At 39.1% G+C, this 12,909-nt stretch carries 21 protein-coding genes; 5 read left to right on the top strand and 16 right to left on the bottom strand.

The annotated features are described in order from the left end of the window. Nucleotides 1-24: 24 nt before the first annotated feature. Nucleotides 25-846 carry an IclR family transcriptional regulator gene (locus AC4MDD_RS13195; protein WP_278345210.1) on the top strand — a complete coding sequence of 274 codons (822 nt, stop codon included), beginning with the start codon at nucleotides 25-27 and terminating at the stop codon, nucleotides 844-846. Between the two features lie 257 nt (nucleotides 847-1,103). Here the strand turns inward: AC4MDD_RS13195 and AC4MDD_RS13190 are convergent, their stop codons facing one another. The 14 genes from AC4MDD_RS13190 to AC4MDD_RS13125 form a co-directional block, all read right to left on the bottom strand. After that, nucleotides 1,104-2,330, bottom strand: a complete 1,227-nt coding sequence (locus AC4MDD_RS13190; RefSeq protein WP_491881808.1) for an amino acid aminotransferase — start codon at nucleotides 2,328-2,330, stop codon at nucleotides 1,104-1,106. Between the two features lie 29 nt (nucleotides 2,331-2,359). Further along, nucleotides 2,360-3,760: an amino acid permease gene (locus tag AC4MDD_RS13185; RefSeq protein ID WP_004981288.1), complete on the bottom strand. Its 1,401-nt coding sequence runs from the start codon at nucleotides 3,758-3,760 to the stop codon at nucleotides 2,360-2,362. A 165-nt stretch (nucleotides 3,761-3,925) separates the two neighbouring features. Beyond that, nucleotides 3,926-4,987, bottom strand: a complete 1,062-nt coding sequence (gene hppD, locus AC4MDD_RS13180; protein ID WP_062034383.1) for a 4-hydroxyphenylpyruvate dioxygenase — start codon at nucleotides 4,985-4,987, stop codon at nucleotides 3,926-3,928. A gap of 781 nt (nucleotides 4,988-5,768) precedes the next feature. Then, complete coding sequence (locus tag AC4MDD_RS13175) at nucleotides 5,769-5,972, bottom strand: helix-turn-helix transcriptional regulator (protein ID WP_119064304.1); 204 nt, start codon at nucleotides 5,970-5,972, stop codon at nucleotides 5,769-5,771. Then, entirely contained in the window at nucleotides 5,969-6,208 is a 240-nt protein-coding gene (locus tag AC4MDD_RS13170; RefSeq protein ID WP_491881807.1) for a hypothetical protein, read from the bottom strand. Before AC4MDD_RS13170 ends, AC4MDD_RS13175 begins: the two co-directional genes overlap by 4 nt. A gap of 83 nt (nucleotides 6,209-6,291) precedes the next feature. Then, nucleotides 6,292-6,501 carry a hypothetical protein gene (locus AC4MDD_RS13165; protein ID WP_491881806.1) on the bottom strand — a complete coding sequence of 70 codons (210 nt, stop codon included), beginning with the start codon at nucleotides 6,499-6,501 and terminating at the stop codon, nucleotides 6,292-6,294. Next, a complete protein-coding gene (locus AC4MDD_RS13160; RefSeq protein ID WP_491881805.1) occupies nucleotides 6,494-6,796 on the bottom strand; it encodes a hypothetical protein in 303 nt (100 codons plus the stop codon). The genes AC4MDD_RS13165 and AC4MDD_RS13160 overlap by 8 nt, the downstream gene beginning before the upstream one ends. Further along, nucleotides 6,796-7,065 carry a hypothetical protein gene (locus tag AC4MDD_RS13155; protein ID WP_491881804.1) on the bottom strand — a complete coding sequence of 90 codons (270 nt, stop codon included), beginning with the start codon at nucleotides 7,063-7,065 and terminating at the stop codon, nucleotides 6,796-6,798. The genes AC4MDD_RS13160 and AC4MDD_RS13155 overlap by 1 nt, the downstream gene beginning before the upstream one ends. A gap of 9 nt (nucleotides 7,066-7,074) precedes the next feature. After that, nucleotides 7,075-7,389, bottom strand: coding sequence for a hypothetical protein (locus tag AC4MDD_RS13150; RefSeq protein WP_275895069.1), 315 nt, complete (start codon nucleotides 7,387-7,389; stop codon nucleotides 7,075-7,077). Further along, nucleotides 7,389-7,649 (bottom strand): hypothetical protein, encoded by a 261-nt coding sequence (locus AC4MDD_RS13145; RefSeq protein ID WP_491881803.1) that lies wholly within the window; start codon nucleotides 7,647-7,649, stop codon nucleotides 7,389-7,391. Before AC4MDD_RS13145 ends, AC4MDD_RS13150 begins: the two co-directional genes overlap by 1 nt. Nucleotides 7,650-7,658: 9 nt before the next feature. Next, entirely contained in the window at nucleotides 7,659-8,342 is a 684-nt protein-coding gene (locus AC4MDD_RS13140) for a hypothetical protein (protein ID WP_491881802.1), read from the bottom strand. Between the two features lie 23 nt (nucleotides 8,343-8,365). After that, entirely contained in the window at nucleotides 8,366-8,638 is a 273-nt protein-coding gene (locus tag AC4MDD_RS13135) for a hypothetical protein (RefSeq protein WP_491881801.1), read from the bottom strand. A gap of 81 nt (nucleotides 8,639-8,719) precedes the next feature. After that, nucleotides 8,720-9,580, bottom strand: a complete 861-nt coding sequence (locus AC4MDD_RS13130; RefSeq protein WP_491881800.1) for a DUF2303 family protein — start codon at nucleotides 9,578-9,580, stop codon at nucleotides 8,720-8,722. A 51-nt stretch (nucleotides 9,581-9,631) separates the two neighbouring features. Next, nucleotides 9,632-9,964: a YfdP family phage-associated protein gene (locus tag AC4MDD_RS13125; protein ID WP_005400134.1), complete on the bottom strand. Its 333-nt coding sequence runs from the start codon at nucleotides 9,962-9,964 to the stop codon at nucleotides 9,632-9,634. A gap of 159 nt (nucleotides 9,965-10,123) precedes the next feature. Between AC4MDD_RS13125 and AC4MDD_RS13120 the strand changes: the two genes are divergently transcribed. Then, entirely contained in the window at nucleotides 10,124-10,399 is a 276-nt protein-coding gene (locus AC4MDD_RS13120; protein ID WP_491881799.1) for a hypothetical protein, read from the top strand. Between the two features lie 184 nt (nucleotides 10,400-10,583). Next, a complete protein-coding gene (locus AC4MDD_RS13115) occupies nucleotides 10,584-10,961 on the top strand; it encodes a hypothetical protein (protein ID WP_419380971.1) in 378 nt (125 codons plus the stop codon). Here AC4MDD_RS13115 and AC4MDD_RS13110 read toward each other — a convergent pair. Then, nucleotides 10,958-11,272: a hypothetical protein gene (locus AC4MDD_RS13110; protein WP_419380972.1), complete on the bottom strand. Its 315-nt coding sequence runs from the start codon at nucleotides 11,270-11,272 to the stop codon at nucleotides 10,958-10,960. The genes AC4MDD_RS13115 and AC4MDD_RS13110 overlap by 4 nt on opposite strands. 28 nt (nucleotides 11,273-11,300) lie before the next feature. After that, nucleotides 11,301-12,080, bottom strand: a complete 780-nt coding sequence (locus tag AC4MDD_RS13105; protein WP_491881798.1) for a LexA family protein — start codon at nucleotides 12,078-12,080, stop codon at nucleotides 11,301-11,303. 4 nt (nucleotides 12,081-12,084) lie between these two features. Between AC4MDD_RS13105 and AC4MDD_RS13100 the strand changes: the two genes are divergently transcribed. Together AC4MDD_RS13100 and AC4MDD_RS13095 are read left to right on the top strand one after the other, a co-directional pair. After that, nucleotides 12,085-12,315, top strand: a complete 231-nt coding sequence (locus AC4MDD_RS13100; RefSeq protein ID WP_010326038.1) for a transcriptional regulator — start codon at nucleotides 12,085-12,087, stop codon at nucleotides 12,313-12,315. 67 nt (nucleotides 12,316-12,382) lie between these two features. Further along, nucleotides 12,383-12,883, top strand: a complete 501-nt coding sequence (locus AC4MDD_RS13095; RefSeq protein ID WP_491881797.1) for a phage regulatory CII family protein — start codon at nucleotides 12,383-12,385, stop codon at nucleotides 12,881-12,883. Nucleotides 12,884-12,909 lie beyond the last annotated feature (26 nt).

The following is a 12,909-nucleotide window of genomic DNA, read 5'->3' as shown; positions in this document are numbered from 1 at the left end:
GTAGTACAATTCACCAATGGAGTTATGACAACTAATGCAGCTATGCAGGGTAAAGCGATGAGTGTTGAGGAAGAAAAAATACAGGGAGGGGTTCAGTCTCTGGAAGTTGGATTAACCGTATTAGATGCATTAACTGCACATAATGCACCGATGATGTTAAAAGAGCTGTCCGAAGTTTTATCCATGCATCCGGCCAAAGTACACCGTTATGTGGTGAGCTTGATTCGTAAAGGCTATGCTCAGCAATTAACGGATGGGCGTTATAGTTTAGGTGAGCGTGCACATGCTTTTGGGGTGAATGCACTCAAACGAACAGATATGCTGGAATTAAGCCAGCGTTATATTCAGGACATTCAGCAACATCTGAATTGCAGTATTCATGTCAGTAAATGGTTTGCCGATGGCGCGGTCGTGGTTCAGTCTCTAGAATCTAACCATGTCTTTAATATTATTACCCGAGTCGGTTCACGCATGCCGCTGCTGAAATCTGCGACAGGGCGCTTGCATGCCTGCTATCAGTCTGAGCACATCATCAAGCCATTATTGGAAAAAGAATGGGAAAGTAGCGTTAAGTCAGAGCAGTATCCTGCAAATTGGGAAGATTTTTTAGAGCTGAAAGCGAAAATCCTGAGTCAAGGTTATGCTTCAGTCACAGGAGATATGATGGCTGGGATCAATGCGATTAGTATTCCAGTCTTTAATTTCACGCAGCAACTGGATCATGTCATTACTTGTATTGGCACAGAAGATCAGTTACCCGAAGGGCAAATGCAGCAAGCAATTGATTATGTACTTGGCGTACAGCGACAGATCGATGCTTTATTTTGTCCAGCTGCTGCCATATAAAAGCGTCGATTGCATTGAAAAGATGAATTAAGTTTTAAATCCGCCCTTTGGTGGATTTTTTTATGGGATGTGGTCGTGCTAGACAGTATAAATATTTCATTTTCTGCCACGCTGTCTAAAGGAAAAGGGGAAATTAGGAAATAGACAGTGACGCTTAAACCCGTAGACTTAGGTTGCCTTGATTCAAGTTCTGAAAAATAACGATAAAAAAGGCTTCTAACCCTAGAGTGAGAAGCCTAAGTGAACATGATATATTTTTAAGCAAGCACAGACTCAGCGGAGCTTGCCGCTTTAAGCACAGTCGCCATCGACTCAGCCACATAATCAATATTGTTTAAATTTAGGCCAGCAGTACACATACGGCCGCTGCGGACTAAATAAATACCATAATCGTGTTTCAGCAAATCGACCTGTTCTGCACTTAAGCCCGTATAACTAAACATGCCTTGTTGCTGGGTCAGATAGCTAAAGTCCATATCTGGTAGCGCTTGACTGAGTTTGTCTTCAAGTAAGCGACGCATCAGTAAAATGCGCTGACGCATTTCTTCTAATTCAGACTGCCATAGCTGAGACAATGCTGTGTCATTTAATACCTGACTCACCAATAACGCACCGTTAGCTGCTGGGCTAGAATAAATGCGACGGACTGTCGCTTTAAGCTGGCCCAATACATTTTGGGCAATGTTTGCGTCATCGCAGACAAAGCTCAAGCTACCAACACGTTCGCCATATAAGGAAAAGATCTTGGAAAAAGAATGGCTGACAATAAAGTTCATACCAGACCGATCTAGCGCGTGGATTGCATAAGCATCTTGTTCTAATCCTTGACCAAAACCTTGATAGGCCATGTCCAAGAAAGGAATCAAGTCATTTGCTTTTAGAACCTCAATCACTTGATCCCATTCATGAGGTTCTAAATCTGCACCTGTCGGGTTATGACAGCAAGGATGCAGTAGTACGATACTTTGAGCAGGCAGCTGCTTTAAGGTATCTAGCATCGCAGTTAGATTCACGGCATGGGTGTCCGCATCATAATAAGGGTAGAAATGGGTTTGAACACCAGCACCATTAAAGATCGCAATATGGTTTTCCCAAGTCGGTTGACTGACCCAGATCTCGGACTGCGGAAAGTATTTGTTTAAGAAGTCTGCACCTACTTTGAGTGCACCAGAACCACCCAAAGTCTGAATGGTGACGACACGCCCTTGCTGACGAGCAGGGCTAGCCTGACCGAAAATGAGTTCTTGTGCAGCCTGATTAAAGCTCTTGAGTCCATCCATAGGCAAATAGACTCGGACTTTGTCATAGTCAGGAATTAAATGAGTATAGGCTTTTTGAACCGACTGTAGCTGTGGCACGATATTATCTTCATTATAATAAAGTCCGATACTGAGATTGACCTTATTCTGGCGCGTATCTTTGCTGAATTCCTCCATCAGAGAAAGAATCGGGTCACCTGCATAGGCATCAATATGTTGAAACATGAATACATCCTAATATGATAAATACGATATTACGCTTCTGGTAAGGAAGTGATTTTACTTTTTTCAAGCAACGCAACATGATCTTCTTGCTTCCGTTTAAAGAGATAAGCCGTCAGTAAAATCGCAATCCAGACTGGAATCATGAGAACTGCAATTTGCATATCTGGGCTACGACTCATAATGAGCAGAATACTCGCCATGAAGGCAATACATAAATAATTGGTAAATGGATAGGCCACACTTGGAAAGTGAGTTTTTACCTGCATGCGATTCATGGCTTTTTTAAACTTTAAATGTGTATAAGAAATCACGACCCAGTTAATCACAATAGCCGCTACGACCAGCATCATGAGTAAGTTAAATGCTTTTTCAGGAAATAAATAGTTAATCAGAACACATATTAAAGTAAAGAAAGCTGAAACCATAATGGCATTTACAGGAATACCACGCGGATTAATTTTGCTTAAAAATTTTGGGGCATTGCCTTGTTGTGCCAGACCAAGCAGCATTCGGCTGGTACAGTAATTGGTGCTGTTATAGACAGAAACAGCCGCAGTCAAAACTACAAAATTCAAAACAGCGGCCACGGTTTGGCTGCCCAACGAGTCGAAAATCAATACAAAAGGACTACCTCCTTCAGCCATCATATTCCATGGATAAAGTGACAAAATCACGACCAAGCTTAAGATATAAAATAACAACACGCGGTAAACAATTTGATTGACGGCTTTTGGGAGGGTTTTCTGAGGATTATCTGTTTCTGCTGCTGCAATACCTACCAGCTCAATTCCACCGAAAGCAAACATAATCATGGCCATAGCCATCACTAAGCCTGTAATACCATTGGGGAAGAAGCCACCGAGCTGCCATAAATTTTGTAAGCTAGACTGGCTATGACCACTACCGCTAGCCAGCAAGTAACTACCAAAAGCAATCATGGCAATAATTGCCACGACCTTAATAATGGCTAACCAGAATTCCATTTCACCAAATAATTTCACGTGCAGTAAATTAATGACATTAATGAAAATAAAGAAACCCAAAGCAGAAACCCACGTTGGAATATCAGGCCACCAGTAATGGATATAGAGGCCGACAGCGCTGAGTTCAGCCATACATACTAAAATATTGAGTACCCAATAATTCCAGCCAGACATAAAGCCCGCAAATTTGCCCCAGTATTTATAAGCAAAATGACTAAAAGAACCACTCACGGGTTCATGCACAATCATTTCACCGAGTTGGCGCATCATAAGAAAGGCTATAAGGCCTGCGATGGCATAGCCTAAAATAACAGAAGGTCCTGCGAGTTTGATGGTTTGTGAAATACCGAGGAATAACCCTGTGCCGATAGAACCACCGAGGGCGATGAGCTGAATATGACGATTACTTAAACCTTTTTTCAGGTTTCCTTGTTCAATGTGCTGCATTTTTATTCTTCATCCATGTGAGATAAAGCCCTGAGCCATGATGATGTTTAGTTATTTTTATATTGTCATCGGAGCGGACTTTAATTTTTACGAGTATAATTTTTGCGCAAAAGTTAAATTTCCCTGTACATAAAACTATATGTACAGGGAAATTCTAGAAATCGTTTAAGCTTTAGATACATCTAAAACGCCACGTTTAATTTGGTCGCGTTCAATCGACTCAAATAGCGCTTTAAAGTTGCCTTCACCAAAACCGTCGTCATCTTTACGCTGAATAAATTCAAAGAAGACTGGGCCTAGCATATTTTGAGAGAAAATTTGCAAGAGGAGACGCTTATTACCGTCTTTAGTATTGCCATCCAGCAAAATGCCACGTTTTTGTAGTTCATCAGCAGGTTCGCCGTGGTTAGGCAAACGTTCATCTAGCATTTCATAATAGGTATTGGGTGGAGGTGTCATGAACTTGGCACCTAAAGCTTTGAGTTTGTCCCAAGTGCTAATTAGGTCATCACAAATGAAGGCAATATGCTGAATGCCTTCACCGTTAAATTCATTGAGAAATTCAGCAATCTGACCATTTCCTTTATCCGAATCTTCATTGAGCGGAATACGGATTTTGCCATCGGGCGCCGTGAGTGCCTTGGATGTCAGGCCAGTATATTCACCTTTAATATCGAAGTAGCGAATTTCTTGGAAGTTGAAAATCTTTTCATAGAAATCAGACCAATACTGCATACGGCCTTTATACACATTATGGGTCAAATGGTCGATTTCATATAAACCTGTGCCGACAGGATGGGATGGCACATCATCAAAGAAGATGAAGTCATTTTGGTAAATGTCACAATCGACGAGGAAAATAGGAGAGCCGCCAATCCCTTTAATTGCTGGGATATTTAGCTCCATCGGACCAACTTGGTTGTAAATTGGTTCAGCACCAATTTCTATCGCCTTTTTAAATGCCTTTGCCGCATTCTTGGTACGGAAGCCCATTGCACAGGCAGAAGGGCCGTGTTCTTTATAGAAATAAGCTGCATACGATTCAGGCTGATAATTAAGAATGATATTAATTTTGCCCTGACGCCATAAATACGCATTTTTAGACTTATGCTTTGCCACTTTGCTGAACCCAATGGTTTCAAACACCGCATCTAGCTGACCATCTTTAGAAACAAATTCAATAAATTCGAATCCACACAATTCTAGTGGGTTGGCTAATTCATTCATACAACGTCCTCATTTCTTTTTTAAGCAATCCTATTGCTTATCTTTTTAACGATTCCTTTCAGAGCCAACGGACTGGTCGCTACAATTCTAGAGCGAGAGAGACAAATCCGTTTGTCTGAAATGGGGCACTTGTTCAGCAGCATTCTCAATGTTGAGTGAGCAAGTGTAGAAGTTTTAATTCATCATACTTGATCTAAATTATTATTCAATACGTAATTTGATTACGTAATAAATAAAATTGGCAAATGATTGACCTATAAATTAAATTAATATTATTCATAAAAATATTTTTTAAAATAGGGGGCACTTTGTTATACCAAGATTTCAGAATGAAATCTGTGCTATAGCACTAAAATAGAAGGGAAAAATTGTGTATGGAATTTGGCTCATTCCGTGCATCTGTTGAGAACAGCTATTTTAAACAGCCAAACAACTGATTCGAGCACGAAAATTAATTGTAAAGTCTCTAGAACAGTTTGACTTAGTTAGACCTGATTTGAAAACCCAGATGTAGGTGTCGCCGCGAGCGAGTTTGAGCGGCTGTTGAATCAGCGTCCAAGTTTGAAGGGGATTATTAGTATCACATGTGATAAATCGAATTTTTAGTGTTTATGATTAAGCTTAGAGAGGTTGAAAACAACCATAAAATGGTGCGCTCTGCGGGACTCGAATGATGGGGTTAAGAATCTAATAATTAATAATTAATATTTTTAATTGGCTATATATACCGTAAAAAATACCGTAAAAAATAAAAGTACTCATATTATTAAAAAGCCTCTTATTAGGAGGCCTTGGCTTTGTGTTGCAAAATCCATTCATCAAGTTCAGATTCTTTCCATCGAGCAATTTTACGCTTTCCAGTACCCAGTAATATTGGTTGAGGGAATTCACACTGCTCGATCCATTTATAAATGGTTGACTTGCCAATTTGAAGTTTTGCTATAACTTGATCAATTGGCAATAATTTTGTTGACTGATCGCTCATGACACCTCTCCTAAAGACTTCACCACACCAACTGGCAACCCAAACACATCACGGAAAGCCTTATCAAATTCACCGCTTTGGATGAACTGATCGATCAGGTTTACTTGCTTATCGATCTCTAATTCTTTGTCGACATTTGTTTGTTGAATTTCAGTCATTAGACGCCTCGGTAGTTGAATAAAGAATGTCGGGTTCTGCCGTAAGCTCGAAAGTCTTTTTACATTCCGGGCACTCAACTTTCCATTCACCTAAAACATCATCTTCATGGATGCAGGTATCTTCTTTATTCATGCCGTGTTCGCAATAAGGGCAGTAAAAATCAGTCATTGGTTGGCTCCTGTGCTTCATCCCAATTCACCCAAGCAGTTTCACCATCTGCTTCTATTTCACCAGTATGCCCACACTCACCACATGTAACTTTGTCGCCGCTATAAAGCCATTCGTTTGTACCTTCAACTGTTTCAACAACATGTTCTGAGCAATCGCATTTTGGGCAAGAGTCGAGCCAATCAATTTCGATTTTATTCATGACTTTGCTCCTGTGCTTCATCCAATACTGCTGCAATATCTGTAAAACTCACATAATCGTCACCAAGTGCTTTTTTACCAAAACTGTCCATATTTGCCATAAGTTGAGCAAGTTGATGTTTATCAACCAAAACAAAACCTTCAGGCACCGCTTGAGCTTTGTCTGATTGCCATGCATCACGTGCACCTTTTAAATATTCACGTTCAGCAATAGTTAAATCTCTTTCTTTGCATGCTTGGTAAAGCTTCGCTACCTCTGGTAAGGCTGCAAAATCTTTATCGTTCTGAACAACCATCACTCCACCTCATCCAAAAAAGTTGTTTCATCCCACCAATTAGGGTTTTCTTCCAAATATTTAGAATGTTCATCAGCAGAGCGATTCCATTCTTCAAGTGTGATTGCTTCAGCGATACAGTCACCAACAAATTCAAAAGCCTGAATAGCCTCTTTACGCAAACGTTGAACAACCTGCTCACCCAATTCTTTTGATGGAACAGGGTATAAAATTTCTTCTGAATCAGGTTCTTCGGGAATATTGACTGCCCATAATTTGTTATCTTCCATCACGCCACCTCAATCCATTTGCCAGTGCATATAGCAATCAACGCCATTATTTTTCATGTAATCCATTGCAACTGATAAGCCTTTACAGTTTTTATTACCCTGACCAAATGAACTACTTAAAATAAATGTTCCTGGGAAACTCCAATGCTTATAGCAGTTGATACCAGCATTATTTAACGTGCTTTCACGAACACCTTTCAGACCACTGATACAAATGCGGTCATTGTTGGCGGTACCACCATCATCAACGTGTTTTGCAGCTTCACGACCTAGACTTAGCGCTTCATTGATTATTTTACTTAAGTCGCTGTATTTGTTTTCCATCACGCCACCTCAATCTTTTTATTCAATGCTTCAATAAATTGCTTACCAATAACTAACCAGTGATTTAGAAAATCCCACCAAAGCAACTGGCATGCTTTATTCATTTTTCCGTTCTGCCAAAGCACTATTTGTCTGCGATCTTTCGGCATTTTCGGATTAATACAAGTGATAGAACCATCAGCATTTGTCTTTGCGGTAAAACCAACAACAGATAAAAACATCGTGAATTGGTCCATGTGTCTTTTAGGGACTTTTTTCATTTTAGTGACTCACTCATCCTCATCTTCTTCGGATGGGTCATATCCCTTGAGCTCTTTGCATAAGGAGTCGCAATCTTCTTTTATTGTGTCTCTTTCTGATTCAAGTACGCCGTCTTTGTAGTTTCGAATGAACCAAAAATTATGGCCTTCATCAAAAGCTTTAACGGTGCAACTTAATTTAAATTGAGCAATCCATGCGTCCAAAACAACGATAGGTGAGTTCCAAGCGGTATCAAAAGTCACTTGGGCATCTGCCACATTCACATCGTATGCATTCCACTTCGTTCCCCAGTTTGGGATCGCCCATTGGTACCAAGTTTTAGCGCCGTGGTTATCTACGTTCGAAATGATCTGTTGCCCGAGCTTTAATAGGTTTTCAGGGGTTTCAGAATTGTCATCAATTAGATGTTTAGCGGTAGCTAGATCACGTTGAGCTATAGCTTCTTTTGAAGAGAAAAAACCATCTTCGAAGTATTTCTCAATTTGATCGGCTGTAATCTCTGACTTGAAGCCTTCAGACAAAGCATATGCGAGTGCAGCATCAGTACGAGATCCTGATTCAACATTTAGAGCTTCAGGAATTGGAATGACTTTATTGAAGTCAAATTCACATGCATCTGTACGCATGAAATCAAGTGCATCTTTTGCATTTGCAGAAGTGATCTCAATCTTATTAGTCACATGGTTTGGCATTGTAATATTCCTATGTTTGAAAATTAGTTTAGAGACGCAAACTGCATTTGATGCTTAACTGCCATAGCTTTCTGATGTTCAACATCGTCGGCACAGCCTTTCAAAATAACTAAACAAATACCGAAAATACTGATCATTAGTAGGGTGCTTGCTGCAAAGTTCTTTACGAACTCGATAACTGGCTTATGTTGTGGCTTGGTTTCTTCCAAGGTCGGTTCTTGGTAGAGGATTGCAGAAGTTTGGCTTTTGGTTGCGCCAAACTCAGGTAGTTTGCTATGCGATGCGCGTTGATTCATAATTAGTCCCGTAAGCTTGCAAGTGTTTACAAAGAGCCCTGATCGCCGTGCAAAGTAATCAGGGCTTTTTAATGTCTAAAATTAAGCTGTGAATGTTCCGATACGAACAGGGTTGTCAGGCAGTAATTCAATTACTTTGGCTTTAAAGTCTTGAATGATTTCGTCTAGCAATAATTCTTCTTTTACGATCTGAATTGAGAAGGCTGGCTTGTCATCATTTGTGTGGATGACTAAACGCAGAACAATAAGACGCTCATCTAAACCAAAATAAGCAGAGTCACGGATCTTGAAATATGCAGGCGTAAATTCTTCTTTAGAACGCGCTTCAACTTGGTCAAAGCGAGAGCGACTTTCAGACATATTGCCAACTGAGTGATCAGCGCTAACCGTCGCATCAATTTTCATATTGCGGACAGCTGCCAATGCTTGCGCACCGCCAATTACATTACCTACAGCATCAGTAATTTCTAATACGCTTACCCAGTCTTCTAAGAAGACAGCAAAATCACGTTGAGAAAGTTTGCGGTCTTTAAGTGCATTCAGCTTTGACCAAACAACCGTTGGTTCTAGTTGTAATAGGGCTTTATGGTCGCAATGGCCTTGTGAAAAACCTTTTAAAGAAAAGTTTAAAATTGCAGTAGCAGATACGTTTTTATGATCAACAAATACTGGTGCAGGGGTAGGCACAACCAATTCATCTTCATTTTTGTGAGGGTTACTATCTAAAACAAAGCTTTTGAAATCTTCAAAAGATGGGGTTTTTAGCAAACCGCGTGCACGGTTGCGACCATGTGCGAAAACCTCCAGATCCTCAATGCTGTAATCGTTATTTACAGCAATTAAGTCACCGCGTACCAATTTTTCAACAGGTGGTTCAACACTAATTGGTTCTAAGTGACCGATTGAAACGCCTAGAGTTGATTCTGTGTTTGAGTTTTCCATTTGGAACATTCCTATTGATGGTTAAAAAAATTAAAGGTTTTGTGTTGTTGGTTAAGCTTTTTCGAATTCGTTAAACAATTGTTTTGTGTGATTGGCAAAGATAGTGACGCTGCCATCGTTGTTTAAATACATTGGTGTTTCAGAGGTTGTGTCTTCTGAGCGTTTGCCTTTGGCAGTAGGTTCTACATAGGCAAGGGTGTGCGAGATATTCACTTGGTTTGATTCACCAATACGTGAAATGTCGATAGTCACTTTGACTTGGCCTTTTTTGCCGTTTGCTACAACGCCTTGAGCTACTTCTGAAATAGCGATACCAAGTTGCTGCGAGAAATTACCGCCTGAGAGGTCGGCAACGAATTGAGGTGCATCTGTTTGTTTTGTCATTTTTGGTTTACTCACATTGGGTTGGTGTGTGATTTAAATACTACTTTAAGTAGAATTATTGTCAATAGATAGTAGAAAATATTTTCTACCTAAAGTTGTAAATATGATTTAATAGGCAAAAGAAAACCCACCGATGGGGTGGGTTGGATGGAGTTTGTTATGTCAGAAGATCAAAAATATAATCTCATGTTGGCTTTAATTGCAAAAGGGGTTTTAAACCCTATTGAACTTCAAGAAGTTTTTGCTAAGTTGGAGGCTATACTTAATCCTGAGAAATTTAGAGAGCATCAAGTATGTTGTAAATGTAAGAATCAAAATGTGAATGTTCGCCTTGAAGGTATATTACACGGTAAGACTTTTCTTGATCGTTTAGCCAACTTTGTATATTTGCTAGAAGATGAGAAGCGAGAGCAAGCTCAAAAAGAAAAACACTAGAGGAAATTATCTCATAACCATTTTGTGATTCTGCACCTGCTAACTCATTAAATCTATTAGGGTTAAATTGATGGTCTTTCAGAATCAATAAAGCTTTCATTTTTTTCTCCACCCGATCTGTTGTAAGGACTGTGTCGGGTTCACAGTTAATTTTATAAGTACATTTGAATTAGGAATTTAAAATATGAATATCAAACATAATCCAGCAAGTGTTAGTCATTTAACTTCGGGTGACTGGCGTTATAGAACCCTATTATTATTAACGAGAGCTGGGATAAAAGCCCCTGAGGAAATTATTGAAAAAACCAAAGCCCTTGAAGAATATTTTTTTAAAGGAAACTTTAATGACTTTGAAGCGAAAAGTAGTGAAGATCTCTTACTTTTAAACTTTAAAATGAAGATGGTTCATTTTTATTTAAGTGAAAATACCGCCAATATTGATGATATTGTGAAAACGATTGATAAGTTAAAACCTTATTTTTTAGACCACATCATAGAGTCGGTAAAAGACAAACCTTTATCCGAAATAATGAGTGATAGATGTGGTGCAAACTTCTACTAGCCTTTTAATGATTTAATTAATTTCTCTTTCATGTCGATTAATTGTTCTGCAACACCATTTTGATTAGCTCCCTTGATTTCCCAATCTTCACCATCAAACATTAAGGGAGCAACAAAAACATGACCATGGTTTCCTACTAAATCATCAATATCATCTATAAATGAGCTTAGTCGATAATTTACATATTGTAGAATATATGCATCATTACTAATTCTAACAAAATCAATCATATCTTTTGAAAAAAAGCCTTTTAACTTTAGATGTGTGTTTTGGTTATTATTTTCAATAACAAGTATATATACAGTATCCATAATTAATCCTTTTTACTTAATTCAGCTTTTATATTTTTCTATACAAACCAACAACCTTGCCAACCAATCTACAATCTTCGCTAAGTTTAATAATCTGCTCTGGCCAGTTGGGATTTAACGGCTGTAAGTACTTGTTATCACCTTCAATAATTAATTTTTTAAAGGTAGCTTCAGTTTCTCCATAGCACGCAATAATGACTAAATCGCCAGTTTGTAAATCAAAAGTTTGCACCTCAGGATTCACATAAATACGGTCGTCTGGAAGAAAGAAGGGTGACATTGACATGCCAGTAACTTTTAAGCCGTAACCACTTTTTCCACAGTCTTTATTTGGTGGAAGCCATTCATCAATTTCAGTGTCTTTTAAAACGGTCTCAATTGAAGAAAGTGAGCCTGCCGCAACCCATGAAATAACAGGAATAGGGCGACCCTCTAAGGGGATTTTTTTTGATAGATCAATGTTGTTATCAAACTTTATACCGTGATCTAAATAACTGATGTCCACATGAAGAACATCAGCCAGTACCTTTAATTTTTCTTCACGCGGTTTAGCAGTACCCAGCGTGTAGCGCCGTGCCATTTCATAAGTGACCCCAAGAGCATCTTTTAATTGGTTCACTGTTTTAATTTCAGATCCATCTCTGTCCATTAACTCTTTAAGCCTTAATGAAAAATCAAGGTATTTCGGCTCAGACATTAAGGGCGTCCTATTTTCTACTGTAGGTAGAATTTTATCTTGTATTTTAGGTTGCACCAATTCTATTTTTGGTAGTATATTATCTTCTACTTTAAGTAGTGAATTTAGCATAATTATGATTTCCCCATTAGAAGCTTTTAAAAAAGCTGTGCAAATCGCTGGGTCGCAAGCAGCCTTGGCGCGCGGCATTGGAATTACACCTTGGGCACTAAGCAAATGGAATCTTTCAAAAATTCCTACAGATCGTTGTGAGCAAATCCAAGAATTCACCAATAACCAAGTTTTAGCAGAACAACTGCGTCCCGATATCAATTGGGCTTATTTGCGCTCAATTAAACCGAATTAACTTCATAACCCAATTATGTTTCGGTCAATGTTTTAAATAAACGTGAAAAATCAAAAGGATTTCACAAATGCAAGAAATATCACTTAGCCGCGAAGCACAAACGGCCATTTTTAAAATGATCAACCAGACTAAGGGTATTTCACCAAAAGAAATTGCTCAGGTTACTGGTGATTCGCATAACACAATCTGCAACTACGGAAACGTAGGCATGCCAAACCACCTACCGAGTTTAAAAAAGCTCGAAACAATCATGATGTATACGCAGAACCCAGAAATTTTAAAAGTGTGGGCACATCAACTTGGCTATGCATTGGTACCAGTGAGCTGCGACTCAAGCAAACATCATGAGTTATCAATTTTTGAAGCAATGATGCAGCACAACATTAAGAGCGGAAAGGCAAACCATGTTGTGTATGAAGCTTATGAAGATGGCGTTATCACACCTGCGGAATATGAAGAAATTCACCAGTTGACGCAGAGCTTAACAGAGTTGATCGCAGCGGTTGATCAAGCAGCGCTTAAGCAAATGAAGAAATACACATCAAGCGCAGAAACAGAAAAAGCCTGATGGACGAGATCAGGCTTTTAACGTTG

Source organism: Acinetobacter sp. CAU_H_29a_1, assembly GCF_058599505.1.
The sequence above is the reverse complement of the archived record's forward strand: the minus strand, read 5'-3'. Positions and strand labels throughout refer to the sequence as shown.

Excerpts from the sequence above, each read along its gene's own strand:
- AC4MDD_RS13130 (WP_491881800.1), bottom strand. The coding sequence starts at position 9,580 with ATGGAAAACTCAAACACAGAATCAACTCTAGGCGTTTCAATCGGTCAC.
- AC4MDD_RS13195 (WP_278345210.1), top strand. The coding sequence starts at position 25 with ATGACAACTAATGCAGCTATGCAGGGTAAAGCGATGAGTGTTGAGGAA.
- AC4MDD_RS13135 (WP_491881801.1), bottom strand. The coding sequence starts at position 8,638 with ATGAATCAACGCGCATCGCATAGCAAACTACCTGAGTTTGGCGCAACC.
- hppD (WP_062034383.1), bottom strand. The coding sequence starts at position 4,987 with ATGAATGAATTAGCCAACCCACTAGAATTGTGTGGATTCGAATTTATT.
- AC4MDD_RS13190 (WP_491881808.1), bottom strand. The coding sequence starts at position 2,330 with ATGTTTCAACATATTGATGCCTATGCAGGTGACCCGATTCTTTCTCTG.
- AC4MDD_RS13095 (WP_491881797.1), top strand. The coding sequence starts at position 12,383 with ATGCAAGAAATATCACTTAGCCGCGAAGCACAAACGGCCATTTTTAAA.
- AC4MDD_RS13150 (WP_275895069.1), bottom strand. The coding sequence starts at position 7,389 with ATGGAAAACAAATACAGCGACTTAAGTAAAATAATCAATGAAGCGCTA.
- AC4MDD_RS13125 (WP_005400134.1), bottom strand. The coding sequence starts at position 9,964 with ATGACAAAACAAACAGATGCACCTCAATTCGTTGCCGACCTCTCAGGC.
- AC4MDD_RS13110 (WP_419380972.1), bottom strand. The coding sequence starts at position 11,272 with ATGGATACTGTATATATACTTGTTATTGAAAATAATAACCAAAACACA.
- AC4MDD_RS13185 (WP_004981288.1), bottom strand. The coding sequence starts at position 3,760 with ATGCAGCACATTGAACAAGGAAACCTGAAAAAAGGTTTAAGTAATCGT.
- AC4MDD_RS13115 (WP_419380971.1), top strand. The coding sequence starts at position 10,584 with ATGAATATCAAACATAATCCAGCAAGTGTTAGTCATTTAACTTCGGGT.
- AC4MDD_RS13155 (WP_491881804.1), bottom strand. The coding sequence starts at position 7,065 with ATGGAAGATAACAAATTATGGGCAGTCAATATTCCCGAAGAACCTGAT.
- AC4MDD_RS13175 (WP_119064304.1), bottom strand. The coding sequence starts at position 5,972 with ATGAGCGATCAGTCAACAAAATTATTGCCAATTGATCAAGTTATAGCA.
- AC4MDD_RS13120 (WP_491881799.1), top strand. The coding sequence starts at position 10,124 with ATGTCAGAAGATCAAAAATATAATCTCATGTTGGCTTTAATTGCAAAA.
- AC4MDD_RS13105 (WP_491881798.1), bottom strand. The coding sequence starts at position 12,080 with ATGCTAAATTCACTACTTAAAGTAGAAGATAATATACTACCAAAAATA.
- AC4MDD_RS13100 (WP_010326038.1), top strand. The coding sequence starts at position 12,085 with ATGATTTCCCCATTAGAAGCTTTTAAAAAAGCTGTGCAAATCGCTGGG.
- AC4MDD_RS13165 (WP_491881806.1), bottom strand. The coding sequence starts at position 6,501 with ATGAATAAAATCGAAATTGATTGGCTCGACTCTTGCCCAAAATGCGAT.
- AC4MDD_RS13145 (WP_491881803.1), bottom strand. The coding sequence starts at position 7,649 with ATGAAAAAAGTCCCTAAAAGACACATGGACCAATTCACGATGTTTTTA.
- AC4MDD_RS13140 (WP_491881802.1), bottom strand. The coding sequence starts at position 8,342 with ATGCCAAACCATGTGACTAATAAGATTGAGATCACTTCTGCAAATGCA.
- AC4MDD_RS13160 (WP_491881805.1), bottom strand. The coding sequence starts at position 6,796 with ATGGTTGTTCAGAACGATAAAGATTTTGCAGCCTTACCAGAGGTAGCG.